Origin of the sequence: Patulibacter brassicae, assembly GCF_033949425.1 — a bacterium.
Lineage (GTDB): Bacteria > Actinomycetota > Thermoleophilia > Solirubrobacterales > Solirubrobacteraceae > Patulibacter > Patulibacter brassicae.
In genome coordinates, this window is record NZ_JAXAVX010000002.1 from 343,455 (window position 1) to 366,736 (window position 23,282).

Sequence of the window (23,282 nt, forward strand, 5' to 3'; positions counted from 1 at the left end):
GTCGCCGCCCGCACGGGCGGCCGAAAGGGAGACAGATGACGCGGACCACCGCCGCCCTGCTCGCCGGCGCCTGCGGGTGCGCGGGCGCCCTCGGCCTCGCCGGCAGCGCCGCCGCCGAGCCCGTACCCGCCGGTCCGATCACGTTCGTCGCCACGGACGGGCAGATGAAGGCCGGCCGCTTCGCGCCGTTCACCCTCGTCACGCCGGCCTCGCCGGCCACGATCCGCGGCACCGTCGCCGCCGACGGCACGGTCACCGTGCCGACGACGGGCTTCTCGCTGCCGTCCTCGAGCCTCGTGGTCACGCAGCCGATCCAGGCGACGGTGACGCTCGCCTTCACGCCGACGGCCCCCGCCCGCGGGCGGATCGACCGCGCGACCGGGGCGCTCACCACCCCGCTGCGGGCGACGGTCGACGTGACGATCTCCGCGCTGCAGCAGACGTGCACCATCTCCGGCGCGCAGCTGGACCTCGGCACCGGCACGGTCCAGGTGCCGTCGCAGGCCGAGCCCGCGCCCCCGGCGACGGTCCCGTTCTCGGGCACCCCGCTGTCGGCCGGCGGAGGGTTCGCCGTCGCCGGCCTGTCGACGGCGCCCCTGCCGCCCTCGCAGCCGGCGTCGAGCCCGGTCTGCGCCTTCGTCAACGAGCAGATCGGCCTGCCGGCCGTGGTCGGCGTGCGGCTCGCCGGGCAGCTCTCGAGCGCGACGCCGCGGCTCTCGGCGGGTCTGGCGCCACCCCGGACCACGAAGCGCGGCCGGACCGTGACGCTGCGCGTGACGCTCGCCAACCGGGGCACCGCCGACGCGACCGGGGTGCGGATGCGGACGAGCCTGCCGAAGGGCGTGACCGGTCCGCGCCGGGTCAGCGTCGGGACGATCGCCGCCGGCAAGCGCCGGACGGTCTCGGTCAAGCTCCGCACGACGTCGCGCGCCGCGCTCCGCAGCCGCGTCGGGGTGATCGTCGGCGGGGACGGGATCGCCTCGCGCACCTTCCGCCGGACGCTGAAGCTCCGCTGACCCGGGACCGTGCGGCCGCCGAGCGGCGGGGCGTCCGGCACGCCGCCGGCCCGCCGCCGGCCCGCCGCTCGTGACCGGCCGCCCGGCCCGTCGGCCATCCGACGAGGGACCGGTGACCCAGCCACCGCGTACGGGGTAGTCTCGTGCGATTCCGGTCGGGGCCGCTGCGCCCTCGGCCATCCCACGTCGTCGCCCGGGATCGGGGCGGAAGGAGAAGCAATGTCGCGGACCAGCGCGGTCCTGCTCGCGGGCGCCGCCGGCGCGGCGGGCGTCCTCGGGCTCCCCGGCGCCGCCGGCGCGGCCGTGCCGACCGGGCCGTTCACGTTCGTCGCGACCGAGGGGCAGTTCAAGGTCGGTCGCGCCGCCGTGACCGACACGGTGAGCCCCGACCGCCCAGCGATCCTCTCGGGCACGATCACCGGCGACGGCAGCGTCGTGATCCCCGCCGCGGCGATCTCGCTCCCCGCCTCGACCGTGCGGATCACGCGGCCGCCGTTCGTCGCCGACATCGCCGTGACCGCGGTGCCCACGGCCGCCGCCCGCGGTCGGATCGACCGCGCCACCGGCGCGCTCACCGCGCCGATCGTCGTGCGGGCCGACATCCGCGTCGCCGCGTTCAACACGACCTGCACGATCGGCGGCACGTCGTTCGGTCTCGGGACGGGGACCGTGGCCGTCCCGTCGCAGGCCGCTCCGGAGCCGCCCGCGACCGTGCCCCTGGGCGGCGCCCCGCTGACGAGCGGGGCCTTCGCGATCGCCGGGCTGAGCAGCGCCCCGATGGCCCGGGCCGAGCCGACCACCGCGCCGGTCTGCCGGGCGATCAACGAGCAGCTCGGCCTGCCGGCCGTCGCGGGCATCCGGCTCGGTGGGCGCGTCACCGCGGCCACGCCGTACCTCGTGACCTCGGTCGCCCGCCCGCGCACGACCGCGCGCGGTCGCACCGTCGCGGTGAAGCTCACCGTCATCAACCGGGGCAGCGGGTACGCGACCGGGGTCCGCGTGCGCACGACGCTGCCCAAGGGCGTCCGCGGGCCGCGGCGGACGCGCATCGGGACGATCGCGCCGGGGGCGCGGCGGACGGTGTCGGTGAAGCTCCGCACCGGCGCGAAGGCCGCGCGCCGCAGCCGCGTCACGCTGACCGTCGGCGGCGACGGCCTGCCGTCGACGACCGCGGCCGCGACGCTGCGCCTGCGCTGAGCGCCCGGGACCGGCGGTCCCGGGCTCAGCCCTCGAGCTGCAGGGCGCGCTCCTCGACGAGGCGCGCCTGGACCGGCGTCAGGCCGGCGGGCGGCCGGCCGTCGCGCACGAGCGCGGCGGCCGCCGCGTCGAGGGTCAGGCCCGTGCCGGTCAGGCGGCTGCCGACGAGCGGCGGGACCTCGCCCGCGCAGACGCCGCAGACCGGGTCGGCGCTCGTGGCGCGGTCCTCGGACATGGACCGACCGTAGCGCCTCGGCGCCGGCGGCCCCGCCTCAGGGCCGCGGGGTGTGGCGGCTGTGGAGCATGAGGTCGTTGCCGTCGAGGTCGCAGAACATCGCCATGTGGCAGACGCCGGTGTCGAACGTGTCGCCGGCGAACGTCACGCCTCGTGCCTCGAGGGCCGCGCGGGCGGCACCGATGTCGTCGACATGCAGCGCCAGGTGCGCCCCCTTCTGGGGGATGAACGGGCGGCCGACCTGCTCGGGCGCCCAGATCGCCAGGCAGGTCGACCCGGCCCAGAACTCGTAGTCGGCCTTGTCGTCCTTGCGCAGGCCGAGGACCTCGCCGTAGAACCGGGCGGCGCGGTCCGGGTCCTGGGTCGGGATGGTCACGAAGTCGAGGCCGGTGATCGTCGGCGTCGCGGTGTCGGTGGTGCGCACGTGGCGTCTCCTGGGGCTTCGGGGCGTCGCCTGGTGCGGCGGACGGGACGAGCGGCATCCTCGACCGCACAGCGGTCAGATCCTGACCTGAATCGGTCGTGACGGCGACCGCGCGGGGCGCAGCGGGGACGGCCCGAGGCGTCGATCGTCGGATACGCCGTACAGGTCCCACGAACACCATCGTTCCCCGTAGGGTCGGGCGGTGCCGCTCCGACCAGCCCTCCCGGCCCTGCTGGCCGCCGCCCTCGCGCTCGCGCTCCCCGCGACCGCGCCGGCCGCCGGCAAGGTGACGACGCCGACCTACGACGTGACCGTCACGCGCACGGCGTACGGCATCCCGCACGTGCGGGCCGCCGACTACGCGTCGCTCGGCTACGGCTACGCGAAGGCGCTCGCCGAGGACACGGTCTGCACGGTCGCGGAGGCGTACGTCACCGCCAACGGCGAGCGCTCGCGGTACTTCGGGCCGAACGAGAAGTACGCGATCCGCGGCAACGGCTCGACGGCGACGAACCTCGCCAGCGACCTCTTCTACCAGCGGATCCGGGACCGCCGGACCGTCGAGCGGCTGCTCGCCCAGCCCGCCCCGCTCGGGCCGAAGCCCGAGCTGCGCGAGGCGATGCACGGGTACGTCGACGGCTGGAACGCGTGGCTGCGCGACGTCGGCGGCAGCGACGGCGTCCCCGACCCGACCTGTCGCGGGAAGGAGTGGGTCAAGCCGATCACCGAGATGGACGCCTACCGGCGCTTCTACCAGCTGTCCCTGCTGGCCTCGGGCGGCGTGGCGATCGACGGCATCGCGGGCGCCAAGCCGCTGACCGGCGGCACCGAGGCGGACGCGGCCGCGCGCGCCCGCGCGCTGCCGCCGGGGGAGCTGGACCGGCGCCTCGGGGGCCTGGGATCGAACGCCTACGCGATCGGTCGCGACGCCTCGCGCGACGGCCACGGCCTGCTCTACGGCAACCCGCACTTCCCGTGGCAGGGACCGGAGCGCTTCTACCAGGCGCACCTCACCGTCCCGGGCAAGGTCGACGCGATGGGCGGCTCGCTCCTCGGCGTCCCGATCGTCCTCATCGGCACGACGCACGGGATGGCGTGGAGTCACACCGTCTCGACCGCCCGCCGGTTCGCGCCGTACCAGCTGACGCTCGTCCCCGGCCAGCCCACGTCCTACCTCGTCGACGGCCAGGTCCGGAGGATGACGAGCGACCGCGTGACGGTGAAGGTGCGCGAGCGCAGCGGCCGCATCGGCAGCCGCACGCGGACGCTCTACTCGTCGGAGTACGGCCCGATCTTCACCTCGATCCTCGGCCTGCCGCTGTTCCCCTGGACGCCCGTCACCGCCTACGCGCTGTACGACGCCAACGCGGACAACCTCGGCCGGCTCATGAACCACTTCTGGGACATGAACCACGCGCAGAGCACCGGCGAGGTCGAGGGGATCCTGAAGCGGTACCAGGGCATCCCGTGGGTCAACACGATCGCCGCCGACACCGCCGGCAACGCGCTCTACGCCGACATCGGCTCGATGCCGAACGTCGACGAGGCGAAGTACCGCGCCTGCGGCGTCCTGCTCGGGCAGGCGACCGACCTGCTGCAGCGGCTGCCCGTGCTCGACGGCTCGCGGGCCGGCTGCGCCCCCGGACGGGCCGCCGACGCGGTCGCGCCGGGGCTGCTCGGCGTCGGCGACCAGCCGCTGCTCAAGCGCACCGACCACGTGTCGAACATGAACGACTCGTACTGGCTCACGAACCCGAAGCAGCCGCTGGAGGGCTTCAGCCGGATCATCGGCGACGAGCGGACCGCCCGGTCGCTGCGCACCCGGATCGGCATCAAGCAGATCGAGGAGCGGCTGGCCGGCACCGACGGCCTGCCGGGCAAGGGCTTCGACCTCCAGAACCTCATGGAGGTCGGCATGGGCAATCGGGTCTACAGCGCCGAGCTCTGGCGCGACGGGCTCGTGGCCGGCTGCTCCAGCGCGGCCTGCGGCGTGCTGCGCGGCTGGAACATGCGCAACGACCTCGACGCGAAGGGGGCGATGCTCTGGCAGCGGTTCATCGTGCGGCTCAACGCCGGGCCCACGGGCCTGGCGCTCGGCCTGCTGGGACCGTTCACGAAGGGCTTCGACGCCCGCGACCCGGTGAACACCCCCTCCGGGCTCGCCCCGCTGCCGAACGCGCAGTCGGCGCTGCAGCAGGCCGCCGACGACCTGCGCGGAGCGGGCCTGCCGCTCGACGCGACGCTGCGCCAGGGGCAGTCGGTGACCCGTCGCGGTCAGCGGATCCCGATCCACGGCGGGCCGGGCAACAGCGGGATCTTCAACGTCATCACCCCGACGTGGAGCGCCAAGCGCGGCTACACCGAGGTCGTCCACGGCTCCTCGTTCGTGCAGGCCGTGCACCTCAAGCCGGGGTGCCCGGACGTGCGGACGATCCTGACGTTCGGCGAGTCGACGAACCCGGAGTCGCCCCGCACGAGCGACCAGACGGAGCTCTACAGCCGCAAGGGCTGGGTGAAGCCGCCGTTCTGCCCGGGCGAGCTCGACGCCGACCGGGACGCGCAGCGGCAGCGGATCCTCGACCTGCGTCCGACCGCGCCCGTCGTGGTGACCGTCCGCGAGGCCCGCGGCAGCGCGCGGCCCCGGATCCGGGTGGAGCGCACGGACGGGGCGCGGGCGGCGGTCGGCTACCGCGTGCGCGACGGTCGCGGCCGGCTGCGCGCCCGCGGCCTGCGCCGCGGCGCCGACGTCGTGATCGCGCCGCGCGTGCGGCGCGGGACCTGGTCGGCGGTCGTGTCGGTCCGCGGGCGGACCGTGCGGCTCACCGCCCGCCAGCGGTGAGCCGCGCGCCGGACTCGAGCGACGACACGCGGCTCTGCAGGTCGGAGAGCTGGCTGCGCAGGTCGCTCAGCTCGCTCGAGGAGGGGGGCTCGGGGCTCGTCTCGGTGCTCGTCGTGCCGGTCGTGCTCGTGCCGGACTCCTGCTGCTCGCTGAGCGCGTCGACCTTCTCCTCCAGCGCGGCGAGGCTCTTCTTCGTGGCGCGGTCGTCGATCCGGTCGTCGAGGTCGCTGATCTCCGAGCTCAGGCCGCTCGTGTCACCGGAGCCGGCGGACTCCTCATCGCCGCCCCCGCCGTCGAGCAGCGCCCAGAACCCGATCGCGAGCGCGACGAGGGCGATCGCGGCGAGCACCGTGACCGTCTGGCGCAGCGTCTGCACGCGCTCCTCGAGCACGGCGAGCGTCGCCGGCCCGACGTCCTCGGGTGGGGGCCCGCCCGGACCGGCCGGCCCGCGCGGCGCCGGCGGATGGGGGACCTGCGGCAGGCGGCGCGTCCGGTCGTCGTCGTAGCTCATGCCCCCACTCCTACCCGACGGGCGGTCCGTGGTCCAGCCTCCACCCCGAGGCGCCCGCCGGTGGCGGTGGCCACACCGCGCCGCGTCGTAGCGTCGCGACATGGGGAGCGGGAACGGGCGGCGATGGGTCGCGGCGGTGGTCACGGCCGTGGTCGCGGGGACGGCCGCGAGCGGCGCGCGGGCCGCCGATCCGCCCACCGGTCCGGCCGGCGACGGCTTCTACGCGCCGCCGGCGGCGTCGCTGCCCGGTCCGGTCGGCAGCGTCGTGTGGCAGCGGCCCGCCACCGGCATCCCCGCGCTGCGGGCGGCGGCCCGGACGACGACCGTGCTCTACCGCTCGCGCTCGGGCACGGGCGCGCCGATCGCCTCCTCGGGCACCGTCGCGGTGCCGCCCGGCACGCCGCCCCGGGGCGGGTGGCCGATCGTGTCGTGGTTCCACGTGACGACCGGCGCCGGCGACCGCTGCGCACCGAGCCGCGCGACGGCCGACAACCCCGAGCTCGAGCGGCTGACGCGCGGCGACGTCATCGCGTCGCGGCTGCTCGCGGCGGGGATCGCGGTGGCGCGCGTGGACGGCGAGGGCATCGGCACGCCCGGGCCGCACCCCTACCTCGTCGGCCCGTCCCTCATGCGCTCGCAGGTCGACCTCGTCCGCGCGGCGCGCGAGCTCGACCCGCGGATCAGCGCGCGGTGGGTCGCGGCCGGTCACTCGGAGGGTGGCGTGGCGACGCTCTTCAGCGCCGCGCAGGCTCGGCGCTACGCGCCCGAGCTCGACCTCCGCGGTGCGGCGGCGTTCGCGCCGCTCGTCGACGCGGTCGACCTCATCGGGCTGTTCCGGCTGATCCCGCTGCCGCTGGCGCCCGTCGGCGCCGGGACGCTCGCGGCGCTCGGCGGCCTCATCGCCGCCGGGGCGGCCGAGGACGATCCCCGCATCGCCGCCGCGTTGCGCACCGGGCTGCTCGGGCCGCGTGCGACCGCCCTGCTCGGGCACCTGGAGTCCCGGTGCCTGACGGAGCTCGGACGCGCCGACTCGTGGGGCGGACTGGCGCCGAGCGAGGTCCCCGGTCCGCGGTTCGACGCGCTGTGGCCGGTCGCGCGCGAGGTGCTCGAGCGCCACAACGTGCGCCGCCTGGCCTTCGGCGACCTGCCGATCCGCGTCGACGTCGGCGTCGCCGACGCGATCACGAACATCGCGCTGGCGGAGCGGTTCGCCGCCGAGCAGCGCGCCCGCGGGACGCGGCTGACGTACCAGCGGTGGCCGTCGGCGACGCACGAGACGATCACCGGCGACGCCCAGGCCGCGCGGGCCGGCGTGCGGTGGATCGTCGATCGCCTCGCGCCGGGCGACGGACCGGAGGACGAGCCGGCGCCGGTCCCGCCGGCGACCGCCCCGCGGTGCGCGCCCGCGACGCGCGGCCCCGCCGCCCGGCGCGTCCGGCTCGTGGCAGGACGCCGCCACGCCGTGCTGCGCCTGCGCCCGCGCACCGACCGCCGCCTGCGGATCGCGGTGGAGCGTCCCACCGACGCGCGCGGGCGGCCCCGCACGCGCACCATCAGGCGCCGTGCCGTCCCCTGCCGCACGTTCCGCCTGCGCCTCGCTCGCGACGTCCGGCGGGTGCGGATCAGCGCCCGCGGCCTGCGCCCCGTCGCCGTCCGACCCGTCCGAGGCTCGCGATGACCCGGCTCGATCGGTCGTCCGGCCACGGAGCGTCCGGCCGCGCGAACGCCTGCGGGACGGTGGTTCGTCGAGCTCGGCGTGCGGTGCGAGGCGGGCCGGATAGGGTCGGCGGGTGGCCGCGCCCGATCACGACGCCCCGTCGCTGGATCGGGCCTTGATCATCACGACGCTGCTGCCGCACCTCGAGGACGTGGTGCGCCGGTCGGCGCAGCGCGCCAAGCAGGAGATCCCGGTCTACGAGGGGATCGAGGAGCTCGAGATCCGGCAGGGCATCGCCCGCGACCTCGAGATCGCGATGGCGGTCCTCGTCGGCGAGCGGGACCCGAGCGACGACGAGCGCCAGGCGCTCGGGATCATCGGCGACACGCGGGCACGTCAGCAGGTGCCGCTCGAGTCGATGCTGCGCGTCTACCGGATCGCGCTGGACGAGGTCTTCGGCGTCGTCTGGCGCGCGAGCGAGGAGGGCGTGGTCGCCCACGGCGACGCCCTGACGCTCACGCGGGACATGTGGCGGATCGCCGATCACGCGATGGAGATGGCGGCGGCGGCCTACCGCCACCGCGAGCTCGAGCTCGTCGCCGAGGCGTCCGAGCGACGCGCCGCGCTCGTCCACGCGGCGCTCCTCACGCCGGCGGGCGCGCCGGCGGCCCTGCTGCGGGACGCCGGCCTGGATCCGCAGGGGCGCTACCTCGCGTTCCGCGCGCGCGTGCCGGGCGGGCGGGAGCGCGGGCTGCTGCACGAGCTGCAGCTCGAGGGCGTGCTGCGCGAGGGGGCCGTGGCCCTGCACGGCGCCGACGTCGTCGGCTTCGCCGCCGACCGGCCGCGGCTCGTGCCGGCCGCCGGGACCGTCCTTGGCCTCGGCCCGCCCGGCGCGGTCGCCGACCTCGCGCGCTCGTTCAGCGTCGCGACGCGCGTCGTCGACACGGCGGCGGCCGTCGGGCGCGACGGCGTGCTGCGGATCACCGACGTCGCGATGGAGGCGATCGCCCGCTCGGAGGAGACGCTGGGCGAGCAGCTCGTGCACCGCTACCTCGAGCCCGTGGGGCCGGGGACGCCGGTCGGCGACGAGCTGCTGGAGACGCTGCGCACCTTCCTCGACGCCGGCCGCAGCACCGAGCGGACCGCGGCGGCGCTGACGCTCCACCCGAACACCGTGCGCAAGCGCCTGCACCGGATCGAGGAGCTCACGGGCGCCTCGCTGCAGGCGCTCGACGACCAGCTGGCCCTGCGGATCGCCCTCCTACGCCACCAGCTCGCCGGTCCGCCGGGCGCGCGGCCGGCCCCACGATCGCCCGCCACCGGGTAGAACACCGTCCGATGGGTCCCGCCGGCATCCGACGCCGCTGGGCGCGCCGGCCGGGCCTGCGCGCCGCGTTCCTCGCGCTGCTCGTCGCCGGCGTCGTCGCGCACCACGGGCTGCCGGCCGCGGCCCACGGCGGCCATGGCGACCACGGGACGCCGGTCGTGGTGCTGGCGACGGCCTGCGCGGGGATCGCGGTCCTCGGGGCGGCGGTCGTGGCCCCGTTGCTCCGTCGTCGTCGGCGTCCGCGCGATCGGGTCCTCCTCGGCACGCGGCGGCGCGGTGCCCCGGTGGCCCCGCTGGCCCGGGCGCGCGCCGGCGGCGGCGTCGTGACGCAGCGGCTGTTCCTCCACCACGCCGTGCTGCGGCGGTGAGCGACGGCCGGCGGCCGCCCGCCCGGGCGACGCCGGACCCCACCGCCACCCCATCACGAGAAGGAGCAGCACCCGTGCCCAGCACGAGCACCACCCACCACCGGCGGTCCCGGATCGCCCCCGTCCTGCTGACCTCGGCGGCCGTCGCCGCGCTGGCGCTCGCCGGTTGCGGGTCCGGCGGCGACCACGCCGGCCACGGCGGCGGCGCGTCGACCGCCACGACGACGAGCCGCGCGGACGTCGACGCCGCGTTCGTCGCCCAGATGGTCCCGCACCACGAGATGGCCGTCGAGATGGCCGAGCTCGTCCCGCGGCGCAGCGAGCGCGCGGAGCTGCGGACGCTCGCGCGCCAGGTGATCGCCACCCAGGAGGCGGAGATCGTCCGGCTGCGGACGATCGCCGACCGGCTCGGCGTCCGCCTCCCCGCGGGCGACGGCGGCCACGACGCCCACGCCGCGCACGGCGGTGGCGCCCTCGAGCGCGACGCGGCGACCCTGCGGCTCTCCGTCGACGAGATGGGGATGTCGATGGACATGGCCGCGCTCGAGCGCTCGAAGCGGTTCGATCGCGACTTCATCGACGCGATGATCCCCCACCACCAGGGGGCGATCCGGATGGCCCGCGCCGTGCTCGTCGCCGGCGCGGATCCCGAGACGCGCGAGCTCGCGAAGGCGATCGTCGAGGAGCAGGCGCAGGAGATCGCCGAGATGAACGCGTGGCGCCGCGCGTGGTTCGGCGCCGCCTCGCCGGCCGGGGGCGTCCCCGGCGCCGGCTGAGGCCGGCGGCCACCCGGGGAGCCGTCCCCGTCCCCGCGCCGGCGCGGGTCAGCGGCCCTCGGCGCGCAGGCGCAGCGCGGTGGCGGCGTCGGCCACCGCGAGCGCGGCGAGGGTCGCGGCCCCGGCCCGCGGGCGACGGGAGCGCACGTGCGGCGCCACCCCGCCGAGGTACGTCGCCTGCGCGACGCTCAGCGCCGCGCGGCCGACCATCCACGGCCATCGCGGACGGCCGGCCGCCAGCCCCGGCACGAGCAGCAGGTCCGAGACGCCGATGCCGCGTGCCTGCAGCTCCTGCCCCTCGAGCCCGAGCGGCCGCGTGACGGCCTCGGGTCGGGCGACGAGGACCACGCCGGCGACCAGCGTGATCGCGGCGATGGCCTGGGGGATCCGCTCCGTGTCGGGCATCGACGCCACTCAACCACAGCGGCCGCACCCGCAGGAAGGGGCAGTCCGTGCGAGGGCGCACCCCCTCGCGCGGCCGCGGCCGTCAGCATGGGGGAGGAGGACCCTGTGACCGACGCGCTGCCCGACCCCGAGAACCCCACCCCGTCCGCGGAGGCCCCGGCGACCACCGCCGCGCCCGCCGACGCCCCGACGCCCGGCGTCGAGGCGGAGGCGCCGGCCACGCCGGACGCCGACGAGCTGCCCGGCCAGCTGTCGCTCGACGCCCCGGCCGACGACGCCCCGGCCGACGAGGCGCCGATCTCGGCGGAGCCCAAGCCGACGGTCGAGGAGACCGCTGTGGACGAGCCCGAGGCGACGGTCGCCGAGCCCGTGGTGCAGGAGCCGGGGGCGGCAGTCGCGGAGACTGCCGCGGAGGAGTCGGAGCCGGCGGTCGCGGAGGCCACCGCGCAGGAGGCCGAGCCGGCGGTCGCCGAGACCGCCGTCGAGGACCCCGAGCCGACGGGCGCCGAGCCTGCGCCGGCGGCCGAGGACGAGGGGTTCGCGGCGCTCGGGTTGCGCGACGAGTTGCTCGAGGCGCTGAACCGCCTCGGCTACGAGGAGCCGACGCCGATCCAGCGCGAGGCGATCGTCCCGCTGCTCGCGGGGCGCGACGTCCTCGGGCAGGCCGCGACCGGTACCGGCAAGACGGCGGCGTTCGCGCTCCCGCTGCTGCAGGCGCTGCCGGAGTGGCCGCGCGGCCCGAAGCCCAGCGCGCTCGTTCTCGCGCCCACGCGCGAGCTCGCGATGCAGGTCTCCGAGGCGACGCACAACTACGGCCGCGCCCTCGGCGCGCGCGTCCTGCCCGTCTACGGCGGCACGCCGATCGGCCGCCAGCTGCGCTCGCTCGAGCGGGGCGTCGACATCGTCGTCGCCACCCCGGGCCGCGCCCTGGACCTCCTGAACCGCGGCGCCCTCGATCTCTCGGGTCTGCGGACGCTCGTCCTCGACGAGGCGGACGAGATGCTCGACATGGGCTTCGCGGAGGACCTCGAGGAGCTCTTCGCCGCGGTGCCCGACGAGCGCCAGGCGGTGCTGTTCTCCGCGACGATGCCGCGCCGCATCGCGCGGCTCGCCGACGAGCACCTCGACGATCCCGTCCGCATCCGGCTCGAGCGCGAGAAGCCGGTCGCGGGCGAGGCGCCCGCGATCCGCCAGCTCGCCTACGTCGTCCCGCGGGCGCACAAGGCGGCGGCGCTCGGACGGGTGCTCGACATGGAGCAGCCGACCGCGGCGATCGTGTTCTGCCGCACGCGGGCGGAGGTCGACGAGCTGACCGCGAGCCTCAACGGGCGCGGGTTCCGCGCCGAGGCCCTGCACGGGGGCATCGACCAGGAGGGCCGCAGCCGCGTGGTGGAGCGGCTGAAGGGCGGCACCACCGAGCTCGTCGTGGCCACGGACGTCGCCGCGCGCGGCCTCGACGTCGAGACGCTGACCCACGTCGTGAACTACGACCTGCCGTCCGCCCCGGAGGCCTACGTGCACCGGATCGGCCGCGTCGGCCGCGCCGGCCGCGCCGGCACGGCGATCACGCTCGCGCAGCCGCGCGAGCACCGGATGCTCAAGCAGATCGAGCGGGCGACGGGCGCGAAGGTCTCGATCGAGGGCCTGCCGACGGTCGCGGACCTGCGGGCCAAGCGTGCCGAGCAGACCGTCGCCGCGCTCCGCGAGGCGATCATCGCCGGCGACCTCGACCACCAGCGGGTCGTCGTCGAGGCCTTGGCGGAGGAGCACGATCCGCTGACCGTCGCGCTCGCCGCGGTGAAGCTCCTCGAGGAATCCGGCGGGACGGCCGACGACGAGGGCGACATCCCCGACGCCGCGCACCGTTGGTCCAACGACCGCGGAGACCGTCGGGAGCGCGGCGACCGTCGGGAGCGCGGCGAGCGCGGCGAGCGCGGGGAGCGCGGTGATCGGCGCGGTCGCGACCGCGGGGATCGCCCGCCGCGTGAGCGCGGCGGCCGCGGCGGCCCGGACGGCCCGACGACCGAGCTCTACGTCGGCCTCGGCCGCAAGGGGGGCGTCCGTCCCCAGGACATCGTCGGCGCGTTCACCGGCGAGAGCTCGATCAGCGGTCGCGAGATCGGCTCGATCAAGATCCACGACCACTTCTCGTTCGTCGAGGTCCCGTCGGACCGCGCCGACGAGGTCCTCGCGGCGCTGCAGGACCTCACGATGCGCGGCCGGCGCGTCGCCGTCCGGCGCTGAGCGCGACCGGGCTCGGTCGGGGCGCCGGGCGCGCGCCGGCCCTCCCGGCGCGCCGCGCTCCGGCGCTCCGGCGCTCCGGGCAGCGCGCTGCGCCGCGCCGCGGCCGCTGCCTGACCGCGAGCGTCGGAGCACGACGCCGCTCCGGGCCGCCCACGGAGCGGGGGACGGCCTGCGGGTCGTCGCGAGCGCTCCCTGCGTCGAGCGGACGTCGACCATGCGGATCGTTGCGGTCGCCCTCGCCGCGACGACGGCGACGCGCGGCATGGGTCGCGTGTCGATCGTCGAGGTGGCCCACGGGCACGGCGACGACGGCGACGCGTCGCACGGACGCCTGTCGATCGTCGTGGTCGCCCTGGCTCCGCGACGACGGCGACGCGCGGCAGGCATGGGTCGCGTGTCGATCGCCGAGGTCGTCCACGGCACGGCGACGAGAGCGACGCGTCGCACGGATCGCCTGTCGATCGTCGAGGTCGTGGCGGGCGGATCCGCGACATCGACGGCTCGCAGCCCGCGCCCGGCCGCGTCGGCACCGGTCCTCCGTCAGGATCGATGCGGTGAGCACGCGGCTGTGGCACGAGACGGTCCCCGGGGACCCGCTGCGGGAGATGGCGCTGTCCCACGCGCTGCTGCAGCGCGTCGCGGCCGGGGAGCTGCCGCCGATCCTGCGGGTCGCGGTCCCGGGGCCGACGCTCGCGCTCTCCCGGCTCGACGCGCGCGCCGGGGGCTTCGGCGCGGCGGTCGCGGCGAGTCGCCGGCACGGCTTCGTCCCCGTCGTGCGGCTCGGTGGCGGACACGCGGCGGCCTACGGTCCCGGCTCGCTGCTCGTCGAGTGGTTCACGCCCCAGGCGGCGGCGCTGACGGGCAACGCCGAGCGGTACGCCGCGTTCGGCGACGCGCTCGTCGGGACGCTGCGCGCGCTCGGCGTCCCGGCGACCGAGCGGGAGCTGCCGGGCGAGTACTGCGCCGGCGCGCACAGCGTCGCGCTCGGCGATCGCGTGAAGGTCGCGGGGGTGTCGCAGCGCGTCGTCCAGGGCGCGGCGCTCGTCACCGCCATGGTCCTCCTGCGCGACGACCCGCCGATCGGCCCGGTGCTGCGCGACGTCTACGCGGCGCTGGCCATCGAGTGGCGTCCCGAGACCGCCGGCGCGATCGCCGACGTCCAGGAACCGCCCCCGGTCGCCGCCCTCACCGCCGGCCTCGCGACCCGCTTCGGTGCCGAAAAGCCCTGGACGCCGGACGCCGCGACGACGCGGCTCGCCGACGCGCTCGTCGATCAGCACCGCCCGTAGGGCGCTGACCGGTCGACGACTCCCTCCGGACGACTCGAGTCGTCCAGAGGTGGGATCTCGGTCCCCGGTGACTCGAGTCGTTCGGGAAGGGGATCTCGGTCCCCGGTGACTCGAGTCGTTCGGGAAGGGGATCTCGGTCCCCGGTGACTCGAGTCGTTCGGGGACGGGAACTCGGTCACAGATGACTCGAGTCGTCTGGAACGGGATGTCGGTCCTCGGTGACTCGAGTCGTTCGGGGGTGGGATGCCGGTCCCAGGTGACTCGCGTCCCGTCGGCCGGGACGCGGGTGGCGGGAGCGCGCGCCGACGGGACGGACCCGGCCGGCGCACGGCGGCGGTGCTCAGCCGTTGGCCTGGGAGATGAGGTAGAGCCCGCCGACGGTGAACGCGACCATCAGGGCGAGCATCCACCGCTGGGACCGCGCCGCGGCGCGGTGGTCGCCGAGCAGCGCGAGCGCGCGGTCGTGGGCGAGCACGAGCGCGACGACGTGCCCGAGGACGAGCGCGCCGACCTGCAGGTACCAGACGCCCTCGGCGTCGATGAGGCCGTAGTCGATGCCCCAGGAGGCGGTGCCGAGCCAGTCGCTGCCGTCGCCCCGCGGGTCCGACAGCAGCGCGAGCTGCGCCTGGCCCTGGAAGAGGAGCAGCCCGACGTAGTGCGCGACGAGGTACGCGAGCGCGATCGGCACGAAGCTGTGCGCGAACGTCGCGCCGAGCGCGCCGACCCGGTGCTTGCGCCCCGCCGCCCGTCGGGCGCCCACCATCGCCAGCCAGTACACCGCGGCGACGAGCAGGATGCAGCCGACGAGCAGGAGCGCCGAGCTCAGCCGCAGGGCGGTCGTGATGCCGACGCCGCGGTCGATGAACCAGCCGAGCAGCTCCGTGCCGGGCTCGCGCAGGACGCCCTCCTGCGCGCCGTCGTACGCCGTCGTCCCGATGAGCGTCAGGACGAGCGCGACCGCCCCGGCCGGCGGGCCCTCCGGCCAGCCGGCCACGCCGCGCAGCGGCCCGCGCACGCCGAGCCGCCCGTCGCGGCGCTCGAGCGGCGACAGCCGCGCGAAGAGCCCGAAGAGGACGGCGAGCGTCTCGCCCCGGTCGAGCCAGCGATCGACGCCGAAGAGCGCCATCGCCGCGAGCGTCCAGCAGGTGTAGATCGCCGTCGCGGTCGCCACGGTGTCGGACTCCAGCCGCGGGCCGCCGGGGACCTCGTAGAGCAGCTCGAGCACGACGAACGCCAGGACGCCGGCGACCGCCGGCCAGTGCCCGAGCCGCTCCGGGTAGGGCAGGTGCCGCGGAGCGCGACCACCGGTCGCCCGGCGGACGAGGAGCCCGGCCACCCGTCCGATCGCCGCCCACGGGTTCAGCGGCCGCGCGATGTCGCCGAGCAGCGCCGAGGCGATCGGCAGGCCGACCCACACGGTGACGAAGACGATCGTCGGCGCGACGTTGCGGGACGGGTCGGGCGTGCCCGTGAATCCGGCCCACAGGACGAGGCCGAGGACCGCGACGCCGAGCGCGCCGCCCAGCACGCGCCCCACGACGAGCCGGCGCCGCGCCGCGGACGCCGAGCGCCCCCCGACGCGCAGCGGCCGCCAGCGGTCGGCCTGGAGCCGGGGCGTCCGCCACGCGAGCGCGAGCCCGACGAACGACAGGACGAGCACGACGGCCGCCCCCCAGCCGAAGAGCCAGTCGGGGATCGGCCGGTCGCGCGAGACGCCGGTGATGCCGTGGGCGACCGCGGGCGACGGCGCTCCGAGCAGGAGGGCCGCCACGCCCGCCGGCAGCCAGCGCCACAGCCGCACGGGACGGGGACGCCGGGCCCTCAGGGCGCCACGCCGGCGAACCCGGCGGACCGGCCGTAGACCTTGTAGAGCAGGAACCCGGCGGCGTAGTCGGGCTTGCAGATCCGGTCCAGCAGCCGGTAGCCGTCCTCCTCCGCGAGGACCCGCCCGCTGCCGTTGGCGTCCTCGCCGACGATCGGCCCGCCCACGAGGTGGTGCAGCGCCTCGAGCGCCGCGAGCCGGCCGTCGGCGTCGGCGGCCTTCCAGTCGTCGCAGTCGTAGGTCGACATCGCGCGAGCGTCGAGCCCGTTGGGCCCCGCACCCGAGACGGGCGGCGCGCTCGCGCCGTCGTCGCCGCCGCAGCCGGCGACCGCCAGGCCGCCGGCGCAGAGCAGCGCGACGAGCGCGCGACGACGGCCCGGGCGCGGGGCGCGGGCCCCGCGCGCCGGGACCGGGGCGGCGCCCGCGGTCATCGCGACCGCGTCCCCGCCCGGTACCGGGTGCAGATCGGGGCCGACGGCCGGTCGCCGCAGAAGTCGGCGAACAGGCCGGCGTAGGCCGACTGCGCCTTCGTCGAGGCGGCGGAGCGGACGCCGGCGCGCAGCGACGGCTTCGACGGGTCGCGGAACCACTGGCACTGCGCGGGGTCGAAGTTCCGCGTCTCGAACGACACGAGGCACGAGAGCAGCTCGCCCTCGTTGCCGACGTCCCCGAGGCCGATGCTCGAGCCCGGGTCGGTCCCGTCGCTGCAGTTCGGCAGGATCGCCGGGCTCGTCACGAGCGAGCCCCCGAGCGTCGTGTTGCGGAACCAGCAGTTGCCGGTCGTCGCCGGGAAGCTGTCCCACCAGAAGTCCTGGCCGTTGGGCTGCCGCGCGCCGCTGGGCGCCACGCCCATGACGTTGTCGTAGATGCGGTTGCGGTGCGACGTGGAGAGCTTCGCCGTGTTGCAGTTCGCCTGGACGTTGTTCGTCGTCGGCCCGCAGACCAGGACGTCGGGGACCGCGAAGAGCATCACGCCGCGGCGCCAGTTGTCGTAGAAGCGGTTGTTGCGGATCTGGTGGGCGTTGCCGCCGGCGATCCACATGCCGGTGCCGACCGGGTACGGGAGCTTCGGCTTGACGTCGGAGCCCTTCGCGAACACGTTGAAGTTGTTCGAGTAGATCTTGTTGTCCTCGATGAGGATCGAGTCGTCCGGGAAGCCCGGGTGCCCCGCCGAGGTCGCGACGTCCATCGTCAGGCCCAGCGAGTTGTCGTAGATCTCGTTGTGGTGGATCCAGACCGCGTTGCCGTTCGTCGACGAGTAGCCGGCGGCGTTGTGGTGCATGTCGCAGCTGACGAGCTCCTGGTTGTAGCGGAACCGCTCGCCGGCGCGGCGGCCCTCGCCCGTCTCCGGCGGCGCGCCGGGGTAGAGCCCGGAGTCGCCGTGGCCCTTCGCCTCGCAGTTGGACTGCCGCCCGTGGTCGGCGACGAACGTCAGCGTCCCGTACTCGCCGTTGTAGAGCGTCTTGAAGCGGTCCAGCAGGTAGCCGTCGGTCTCGATGACGTAGATGCCGTGCTCCAGCGCGTGACGGGTCGTGAGGTTCCGCAGGACGAACCCGTCGGCGCGCTGCGCGCCGACCGCGACGTCCTTCGCATGACCGGCGGCCGACGGGCCGCCGTTGCCGGCGTTCGGGTCGCCGGCCTCCACGACGGTGTCGTCGGCGTTCACGCCCGAGCCCTCGAGCTGGAGGTTGCAGCGCACGCACTTCCCGAGGTCCGGGATCCCGTGGCGGTCCAGCAGCGGCGGGTTCGGCGCGGCCTTCGCGCCGGGCTCACGACCGATGACCGCCACGAGGTTCGCGTCGTTCGGGCAGTTCCAGTGGTACGGGTACGTCGCGGCGCCGAGCTTCTGCGGGTAGTCGCTGAAGCCCGTGTACTTCTTGCACTTCGGGTCGAACTTCGGCTGCTTGCGGGAGGTCGGCTCGGTGTAGACGCCCGGCATGACGACGACGCGGTCGTTGTTGCCCGACGCCGTCACGGCCGGCTGGATCTCCTGGAACGCGCACGCGGCGAGCAGGCGCTCGTTGAAGCGCAGCAGCCGGCTGGCCTCGGCGGTGCTGATCTTCACCGGGGACTGGGACGGACGGTCCTGGTAGCCCTCGGTCGTCGCCTTGGCCAGCGACGCGCGCAGGCGCGCGATCGACGGGTGGGCGGCGACGGCGGCGGCGTAGCGGCGCTTCGCCGTGGTGACCGTGCGCTTGGCGCGGCGCTCGCGACGCACGAAGGCCTTGCGCAACGCGGTCCGCCGGGCGCCGCGCAGCTTCTTGCGCTGCGTCCGGTAGGTGCGGCGCATCGTCGTCAGGGAGCGGGTGGCGCGGGTCACCGCGGCGGCGCTCGGAGCCGGGGCGGCGCAGACGACGCGCGTGTCCCCGACGGGCTCGGCGTCGAGGGCGGTGAAGAGGCTGCGGGCTTCGGGGACCGCCCCGCCGGCGGGCGGGGTGACCGCGGTGTCGGGCGCCGGGTCCGGCCAGTAGGAGGGACGCTCGACGTGCGCCGCCGCGGGGGCGGCCAGCCCGATGCTCGCCACGAGGGCGACGAGCAGCGCGAGCAGGACGCGGGGCGCTGGTCGCGGGTCGCAGGCCGGTGCCGGGCGGTCGAGGGTCGGACGCGTCGAGCGAGCGCTCGCGCCTGGTCGGTTACAGCCGTGCAACATCGCCACGCGAGCGTAGCCGCGGGCGAGTCGGGAGGCAAGGGCGGACGCGGGCGTCGTACGCCGGGGTTGCAACGCGCTTTACATCGAAGCTATGCTTGTCAAGCAGATCGACACCGGATCGATCGTTGTCAACCGGGAGAGGGTTCGCATGAGCACCGACGCTGCGGTCGCCGACGGGCACCACGACGCCCACGACCACCACCACGGGTACGACGGCCCCGTGACCGAGCCCACGTGGCGTGACGCCAAGCGCTACGCCTGGCTGCTCGGGCTGATCGTCCCCGCCGCGCCGTTCCTCGCCTGGGGGCTGGTCGAGGCGACCGGCGCCGGCGCCTTCTGGTGGCTCGGGCCGGTGCTCGTCTTCGGGCTCATGCCCCTGCTGGACGTCCTCATCGGCACCGACGCCGAGAACCCGCCGGACCGCGTCCTCGCGTGGCTCGAGCGCGACCGGTACTACCGCTGGTGCACCTACGCGTTCCTGCCGCTGCAGTACGCGGGTCTCGTGCTCGCGGCCTGGCTGCTCGCCGACGGCGGCCTGAGCGTCGTGGACAAGATCGGGCTGACGCTCACGATCGGCTGCGTCAGCGGCATCGCGATCAACACCGCGCACGAGCTCGGTCACAAGCGCGCCAGCAGCGAGCGGTGGCTCGGCAAGGTCGCGCTGGCGCAGAGCTTCTACGGCCACTTCTTCATCGAGCACAACCGCGGGCACCACGTCCGCGTCGCGACGCCCGAGGACCCGGCGAGCTCGCGGCTGGGGGAGAGCTTCTACGCCTTCTGGCCGCGCACCGTGCGGGGCAGCCTCGCGTCCTCGTGGGAGCTCGAGCGCGAGCGGTTCCGCCGGCTCGAGCGCTCGCCGTGGACGCTGCGCAACGACCTGCTGGGCGCGTGGCTCATGTCGGTCGTCCTCTACGGCGCGCTGCTGGCGGTCTTCGGGCTCGAGATCGCCCCGTGGCTGGCGATCCAGGTCGTCTTCGGCTTCTCCCTCCTGGAGGTCGTGAACTACCTCGAGCACTACGGCCTGCTGCGCCAGAAGCGCGACGACGGGACCGGGCGCTACGAGCGCTGCCAGCCCCAGCACAGCTGGAACAGCAACAACGTCGCGTCGAACGTCTTCCTCTACCACCTGCAGCGCCACAGCGACCACCACGCCCATCCGCTGCGTCGCTACCAGGCGCTGCGCCACTTCGACGAGGCGCCCGAGCTCCCGACGGGGTACGCCGGGATGATCGTCCTCGCGCTGTTCCCGCCGCTCTGGCGGCGCGTCATGGACCCGAAGGTCGTGGCGCACTACGGCGGCGACGTCACGCGCGCGAACCTCCAGCCGCGCAAGCGCGAGCGGTACCTGCGCCGCTACGGGGCGTCCCCGGCCGTCGGCGCCGCTGCCGTGGCGGAGCGGGCGACCGACGCCCCGGCCGAGCCGGACGCCGACGCGGCGCCCGCGCACCGCTGCCCCGAGTGCGGCTACGTCTACGAGACGGCGGCCGGCGACCCGCGCGAGGGCTTCGCGCCCGGCACCCCGTGGGCGGCGATCCCCGACGGCTGGACCTGCCCGGACTGCGGCGTCGAGGACAAGCGCTCGTTCGTGCCGGTGGTGGGGGCCGCCGCCGGGGGGTGAGCCGCGGGGTCGCGGGCCGACGAGTAGCCTCGGGACCCGGCATGGCGTCCGCACCCCGCAGCCCCTCCTACGCCGAGGCGACGCGGACGCTCCTGCGCAGCACGCTCCTGGAGGCCGCGCGGGAGCTCGCGTCCGAGCGCCCCTGGCGCGAGGTCACGATGGCGGCGATCGCCGGCCGCGCCGGCGTCAGCCGCCAGACGCTCTACAACGAGTTCGGCTCCCGCGGCGCGCTGAGCGAGGCGCTCGTCCTGCACGAGGTCGACCGCTTCGTCGGCGCGGTCGCGGACACGATCCGCCACGGCGTCGGGGACCCGGCCGCCGCGATCGCCGGAGCGCTGGGGATCTTCCTCCACGCCGCCGCCGAGGATCCCGTCGTGCGCGCGCTGCTCGCGGAGGACGGCGGTCGCGAGGAGCTCCTGCCGCTCGTGACCGCCGAGGGTCGTCCGCTGCTCGAGCACGCCACGGAGGCGCTCGCCGCGCTCGTTCGCGAGACCTGGCCGTTCGTCGCCGAGGGCGAGTCCCGCTTCCTCGCCGAGACGATCGTGCGCCTCGCGATCTCCTACGTCGTCCTGCCGGTCGACCGGATCGCGCCGACCGTCGAGGGCGTCACCGCGCTCATCCGCCCGTACGTCACCGACCTGCTCGCGCGGGCCGGCGACGACGCGGCCGCCGCCTGAGCGGCGTCCCCTCAGAGCCGGGCGGCCAGCTCGGTGCCCTGCTTGATCGCGCGCTTCGCGTCGAGCTCGGCGGCGACGTCGGCGCCGCCGATCAGGTGGGGCTCCACGCCGGCGGCGCGCAGGGGCTCGACGAGGTCGCGGCGCGGGTCCTGGCCGGCGCAGAGCACGACGTGGTCGACGTCGAGCACGAGCGACCGGCGGGCGTCGTCGCCCCGCTCGGGGTCGGGCAGCGTCACGTGCAGGCCGTCGTCGTCGATCCGCTCGTAGGTCGCCCCGGCGTACAGCTGGACCTGCTGCTGGGCGAGCGCCGCGCGGTGGACCCAGCCGGAGGTCTTGCCGAGGCCGGCGCCGAGCTTCGACGCCTTGCGCTGCAGCAGGTGGACCTCGCGGAGCGGCGGCGCCTGGACCGGGGCGACGACGCCGCCGCGGGCCTCCGCGGGATCGGCCACGCCCCACTGGGCCTGCCAGGCGGCGAGGGCCTCCTCGGCGGTCTCCGGCTCGCCGGCGTGGACGAGCAGCTCGCAGACGTCGTAGCCGATGCCGCCGGCCCCGATCACCGCGACGCGCCGCCCGATCGGGACGGCGCCGATGATCGCGTCGGCGTAGGTGACGACCTTCGGGTGCTCGACGCCGGGGATCGACGGGGTGCGCGCCGCGACGCCGGTCGCCAGGACGACCTCGTCGTAGCCGGCCAGCAGCGCGGGCGTCGCCTCGGTGCCCAGGCGCAGCGTCACGCCGGTCCGGGCGATCCGGCGATCGAAGTAGCGCAGCGTCTCGGCGAACTCGCCCTTGCCGGGGATCCGGCGTGCGAGGTTGAACTGCCCGCCGATCGCCGCGTCCCGCTCGAGCAGCTCGACGGCGTGCCCGCGCTGCGCCAGCGTCGTCGCGCAGGCCAGCCCGGCCGGCCCGGCGCCGACGACCGCGATCCGTCGGGGTCGTGCCGCCGGCTCGATCCGGAGCTTCGTCTCGTGCGCGGCGCGCGGGTTGACGAGGCAGCTCGCGGTCTTCTTCCGGAACGTGTGGTCCAGGCACGCCTGGTTGCAGGCGATGCACGTGTTGATCTCGTCGGCCCGGCCGGCGGCGGCCTTCGCGACCCACTCCGGGTCGGCGAGCAGCGGCCGAGCCATCGAGACCATGTCGGCGGCGCCGGAGGCGAGGAGCTCCTCGGCCTGGTCGGGCATCGCGATCCGGTTCGACGCGACGACCGGGATCGAGACCTCGGGCCGGAGCCTCGCGGTCGCCCAGGCGAACGCGCCGCGCGGCACCGACGTGACGATCGTCGGCACGCGCGCCTCGTGCCACCCGATCCCGGTGTTCAGGATCGTCGCCCCGGCCCCCTCGACCTCCTGCGCGAGCGCGACGACCTCGTCCCAGCTCTGCCCATCGGGGACGAGGTCCAGCAGCGAGAGGCGATAGACGAGGATGAAGTCCTCGCCGACGGCCTCGCGCACGCGGCGGACGACCTCGACGGGGAACCGGCGGCGTCGCTCGGCGGTCCCGCCCCACTCGTCCCGGCGGAGGTTCGTGCGCGGCGCGAGGAACTGGTTCAGGAGGTAGCCCTCCGAGCCCATGATCTCGACGCCGTCGTAGCCGGCCTCGCGGGCGAGCGCGGCGGCGGTGGCGAAGTCGTCGATCGTCCCGAGGACCTCCTCGCCGCTCATCCCCTTGGCGCCGAAGGGCGTGATCGGCGAGCGCGTCGTGGACGCCGAGCGCGACCACGGGTGGTACGCGTAGCGGCCGGCGTGCAGGAGCTGCAGCGCGATCTTGCCGCCCTCGGCGTGGACGGCGTCGGTGATCCGCCGGTGGCGCCGCGCCGTGCGCGACGAGGTCATGTCGCCGGCGAGCGGCAGCAGCCAGCCGGTCCGGTTCGGCGCGTAGCCGCCGGTGACGATCAGCCCCACGCCCCCGCGGGCCCGCTCGGCCGCGTACGCCGCCAGGCGGCCGGTGTCCCAGGCCCGGTCCTCGAGGCCCGTGTGCATCGAGCCCATGACGACCCGGTTGCGGAGGGTCGTGAAGCCGAGGTCGAGCGGGGAGAGCAAGTGCTCGTACATTCCTACCGACGGTAGCACTCGTCCGGAGCGGGCTCGTGCGCCGTGGCGGCCGGCGTCGGCGCGACGACGCGGAGCGCGGCCGCCCGCCCGCCGCGTCCGGACGTCGTGTCCCGCTCGCGTCTGCGGTGTACGACGTCGCCGCGGGGTGTAGGTTCGCGGCTGAGTGCGCATGCTCG

General features: G+C 75.9%; 19 protein-coding genes. 11 read left to right on the forward strand and 8 right to left on the reverse strand.

Annotation, left to right across the window (positions count from 1 at the left end):
- The first annotated feature begins 35 nt into the window (after positions 1-35).
- Together SK069_RS06700 and SK069_RS06705 are read left to right on the forward strand one after the other, a co-directional pair.
- Positions 36-1,016, forward strand: a complete 981-nt coding sequence (locus SK069_RS06700) for an NEW3 domain-containing protein (protein WP_319953422.1) — start codon at positions 36-38, stop codon at positions 1,014-1,016.
- Positions 1,017-1,235: 219 nt separating this feature from the next.
- Positions 1,236-2,213: an NEW3 domain-containing protein gene (locus SK069_RS06705; RefSeq protein ID WP_319953423.1), complete on the forward strand. Its 978-nt coding sequence runs from the start codon at positions 1,236-1,238 to the stop codon at positions 2,211-2,213.
- A gap of 25 nt (positions 2,214-2,238) precedes the next feature.
- Here SK069_RS06705 and SK069_RS06710 read toward each other — a convergent pair whose 3' ends face one another.
- Together SK069_RS06710 and SK069_RS06715 are read right to left on the reverse strand one after the other, a co-directional pair.
- Complete coding sequence (locus SK069_RS06710) at positions 2,239-2,448, reverse strand: hypothetical protein (protein ID WP_319953424.1); 210 nt, start codon at positions 2,446-2,448, stop codon at positions 2,239-2,241.
- Positions 2,449-2,485: 37 nt separating this feature from the next.
- A complete protein-coding gene (locus tag SK069_RS06715) occupies positions 2,486-2,872 on the reverse strand; it encodes a VOC family protein (RefSeq protein ID WP_319953425.1) in 387 nt (128 codons plus the stop codon).
- Between the two features lie 202 nt (positions 2,873-3,074).
- Here SK069_RS06715 and SK069_RS06720 point away from each other — a divergent pair, with 202 nt between their 5' ends.
- Positions 3,075-5,711, forward strand: a complete 2,637-nt coding sequence (locus SK069_RS06720; RefSeq protein ID WP_319953426.1) for a penicillin acylase family protein — start codon at positions 3,075-3,077, stop codon at positions 5,709-5,711.
- Here SK069_RS06720 and SK069_RS06725 read toward each other — a convergent pair.
- Positions 5,692-6,222 carry a hypothetical protein gene (locus SK069_RS06725; protein WP_319953427.1) on the reverse strand — a complete coding sequence of 177 codons (531 nt, stop codon included), beginning with the start codon at positions 6,220-6,222 and terminating at the stop codon, positions 5,692-5,694. The genes SK069_RS06720 and SK069_RS06725 overlap by 20 nt on opposite strands.
- A gap of 100 nt (positions 6,223-6,322) precedes the next feature.
- Between SK069_RS06725 and SK069_RS06730 the strand changes: the two genes are divergently transcribed.
- From SK069_RS06730 to SK069_RS06745, 4 genes are all read left to right on the forward strand, one after another.
- The gene (locus tag SK069_RS06730) at positions 6,323-7,900 is read left to right on the forward strand and encodes a lipase family protein (protein ID WP_319953428.1); all 1,578 of its coding nucleotides are present in this window, start codon (positions 6,323-6,325) and stop codon (positions 7,898-7,900) included.
- Between the two features lie 112 nt (positions 7,901-8,012).
- Positions 8,013-9,206, forward strand: a complete 1,194-nt coding sequence (locus SK069_RS06735; RefSeq protein WP_319953429.1) for a PucR family transcriptional regulator — start codon at positions 8,013-8,015, stop codon at positions 9,204-9,206.
- 11 nt (positions 9,207-9,217) lie between these two features.
- A complete protein-coding gene (locus SK069_RS06740) occupies positions 9,218-9,574 on the forward strand; it encodes a hypothetical protein (RefSeq protein WP_319953430.1) in 357 nt (118 codons plus the stop codon).
- Between the two features lie 74 nt (positions 9,575-9,648).
- Positions 9,649-10,350, forward strand: coding sequence for a DUF305 domain-containing protein (locus SK069_RS06745; RefSeq protein ID WP_319953431.1), 702 nt, complete (start codon positions 9,649-9,651; stop codon positions 10,348-10,350).
- A 48-nt stretch (positions 10,351-10,398) separates the two neighbouring features.
- Here SK069_RS06745 and SK069_RS06750 read toward each other — a convergent pair whose 3' ends face one another.
- Positions 10,399-10,755 carry a hypothetical protein gene (locus tag SK069_RS06750; protein WP_319953432.1) on the reverse strand — a complete coding sequence of 119 codons (357 nt, stop codon included), beginning with the start codon at positions 10,753-10,755 and terminating at the stop codon, positions 10,399-10,401.
- Positions 10,756-10,860: 105 nt separating this feature from the next.
- On the opposite strand from SK069_RS06750, the gene SK069_RS06755 reads away from it, so the two are divergent.
- Both SK069_RS06755 and SK069_RS06760 read left to right on the forward strand, forming a co-directional pair.
- On the forward strand, positions 10,861-12,999 hold the full coding sequence (locus tag SK069_RS06755) for a DEAD/DEAH box helicase (RefSeq protein ID WP_319953433.1): 2,139 nt from the start codon (positions 10,861-10,863) through the stop codon (positions 12,997-12,999).
- A gap of 554 nt (positions 13,000-13,553) precedes the next feature.
- Positions 13,554-14,288, forward strand: coding sequence for a lipoate--protein ligase family protein (locus SK069_RS06760; protein WP_319953434.1), 735 nt, complete (start codon positions 13,554-13,556; stop codon positions 14,286-14,288).
- 340 nt (positions 14,289-14,628) lie between these two features.
- On the opposite strand, the gene SK069_RS06765 is transcribed toward SK069_RS06760, so the two are convergent.
- The 3 genes from SK069_RS06765 to SK069_RS06775 are packed head-to-tail and all read right to left on the reverse strand — an operon-like array spanning position 14,629 to position 18,760.
- On the reverse strand, positions 14,629-16,059 hold the full coding sequence (locus tag SK069_RS06765) for a fenitrothion hydrolase (protein ID WP_319953435.1): 1,431 nt from the start codon (positions 16,057-16,059) through the stop codon (positions 14,629-14,631).
- 50 nt (positions 16,060-16,109) lie between these two features.
- Complete coding sequence (locus tag SK069_RS06770; RefSeq protein WP_319953436.1) at positions 16,110-16,541, reverse strand: hypothetical protein; 432 nt, start codon at positions 16,539-16,541, stop codon at positions 16,110-16,112.
- On the reverse strand, positions 16,538-18,760 hold the full coding sequence (locus SK069_RS06775; protein WP_319953437.1) for a right-handed parallel beta-helix repeat-containing protein: 2,223 nt from the start codon (positions 18,758-18,760) through the stop codon (positions 16,538-16,540). Before SK069_RS06775 ends, SK069_RS06770 begins: the two co-directional genes overlap by 4 nt.
- A 148-nt stretch (positions 18,761-18,908) precedes the next feature.
- On the opposite strand from SK069_RS06775, the gene SK069_RS20245 reads away from it, so the two are divergent.
- Positions 18,909-20,378 carry a fatty acid desaturase gene (locus SK069_RS20245; RefSeq protein WP_406628255.1) on the forward strand — a complete coding sequence of 490 codons (1,470 nt, stop codon included), beginning with the start codon at positions 18,909-18,911 and terminating at the stop codon, positions 20,376-20,378.
- Between the two features lie 41 nt (positions 20,379-20,419).
- On the forward strand, positions 20,420-21,055 hold the full coding sequence (locus tag SK069_RS06790; protein WP_319953438.1) for a TetR/AcrR family transcriptional regulator: 636 nt from the start codon (positions 20,420-20,422) through the stop codon (positions 21,053-21,055).
- A gap of 11 nt (positions 21,056-21,066) precedes the next feature.
- On the opposite strand, the gene SK069_RS06795 is transcribed toward SK069_RS06790, so the two are convergent.
- The gene (locus SK069_RS06795) at positions 21,067-23,106 is read right to left on the reverse strand and encodes an NADPH-dependent 2,4-dienoyl-CoA reductase (RefSeq protein ID WP_319953439.1); all 2,040 of its coding nucleotides are present in this window, start codon (positions 23,104-23,106) and stop codon (positions 21,067-21,069) included.
- Positions 23,107-23,282 lie beyond the last annotated feature (176 nt).

What these genes read in the sequence shown, in the direction of transcription:
- SK069_RS06710 (WP_319953424.1), bottom strand. Translation starts at nt 2,448, where the DNA reads ATGTCCGAGGACCGCGCCACGAGCGCCGACCCGGTCTGCGGCGTCTGC.
- SK069_RS06795 (WP_319953439.1), bottom strand. Translation starts at nt 23,106, where the DNA reads ATGTACGAGCACTTGCTCTCCCCGCTCGACCTCGGCTTCACGACCCTC.
- SK069_RS20245 (WP_406628255.1), top strand. Translation starts at nt 18,909, where the DNA reads ATGAGCACCGACGCTGCGGTCGCCGACGGGCACCACGACGCCCACGAC.
- SK069_RS06740 (WP_319953430.1), top strand. Translation starts at nt 9,218, where the DNA reads ATGGGTCCCGCCGGCATCCGACGCCGCTGGGCGCGCCGGCCGGGCCTG.
- SK069_RS06730 (WP_319953428.1), top strand. Translation starts at nt 6,323, where the DNA reads ATGGGGAGCGGGAACGGGCGGCGATGGGTCGCGGCGGTGGTCACGGCC.
- SK069_RS06700 (WP_319953422.1), top strand. Translation starts at nt 36, where the DNA reads ATGACGCGGACCACCGCCGCCCTGCTCGCCGGCGCCTGCGGGTGCGCG.
- SK069_RS06725 (WP_319953427.1), bottom strand. Translation starts at nt 6,222, where the DNA reads ATGAGCTACGACGACGACCGGACGCGCCGCCTGCCGCAGGTCCCCCAT.
- SK069_RS06705 (WP_319953423.1), top strand. Translation starts at nt 1,236, where the DNA reads ATGTCGCGGACCAGCGCGGTCCTGCTCGCGGGCGCCGCCGGCGCGGCG.
- SK069_RS06750 (WP_319953432.1), bottom strand. Translation starts at nt 10,755, where the DNA reads ATGCCCGACACGGAGCGGATCCCCCAGGCCATCGCCGCGATCACGCTG.
- SK069_RS06790 (WP_319953438.1), top strand. Translation starts at nt 20,420, where the DNA reads ATGGCGTCCGCACCCCGCAGCCCCTCCTACGCCGAGGCGACGCGGACG.
- SK069_RS06775 (WP_319953437.1), bottom strand. Translation starts at nt 18,760, where the DNA reads ATGTTGCACGGCTGTAACCGACCAGGCGCGAGCGCTCGCTCGACGCGT.
- SK069_RS06770 (WP_319953436.1), bottom strand. Translation starts at nt 16,541, where the DNA reads ATGACCGCGGGCGCCGCCCCGGTCCCGGCGCGCGGGGCCCGCGCCCCG.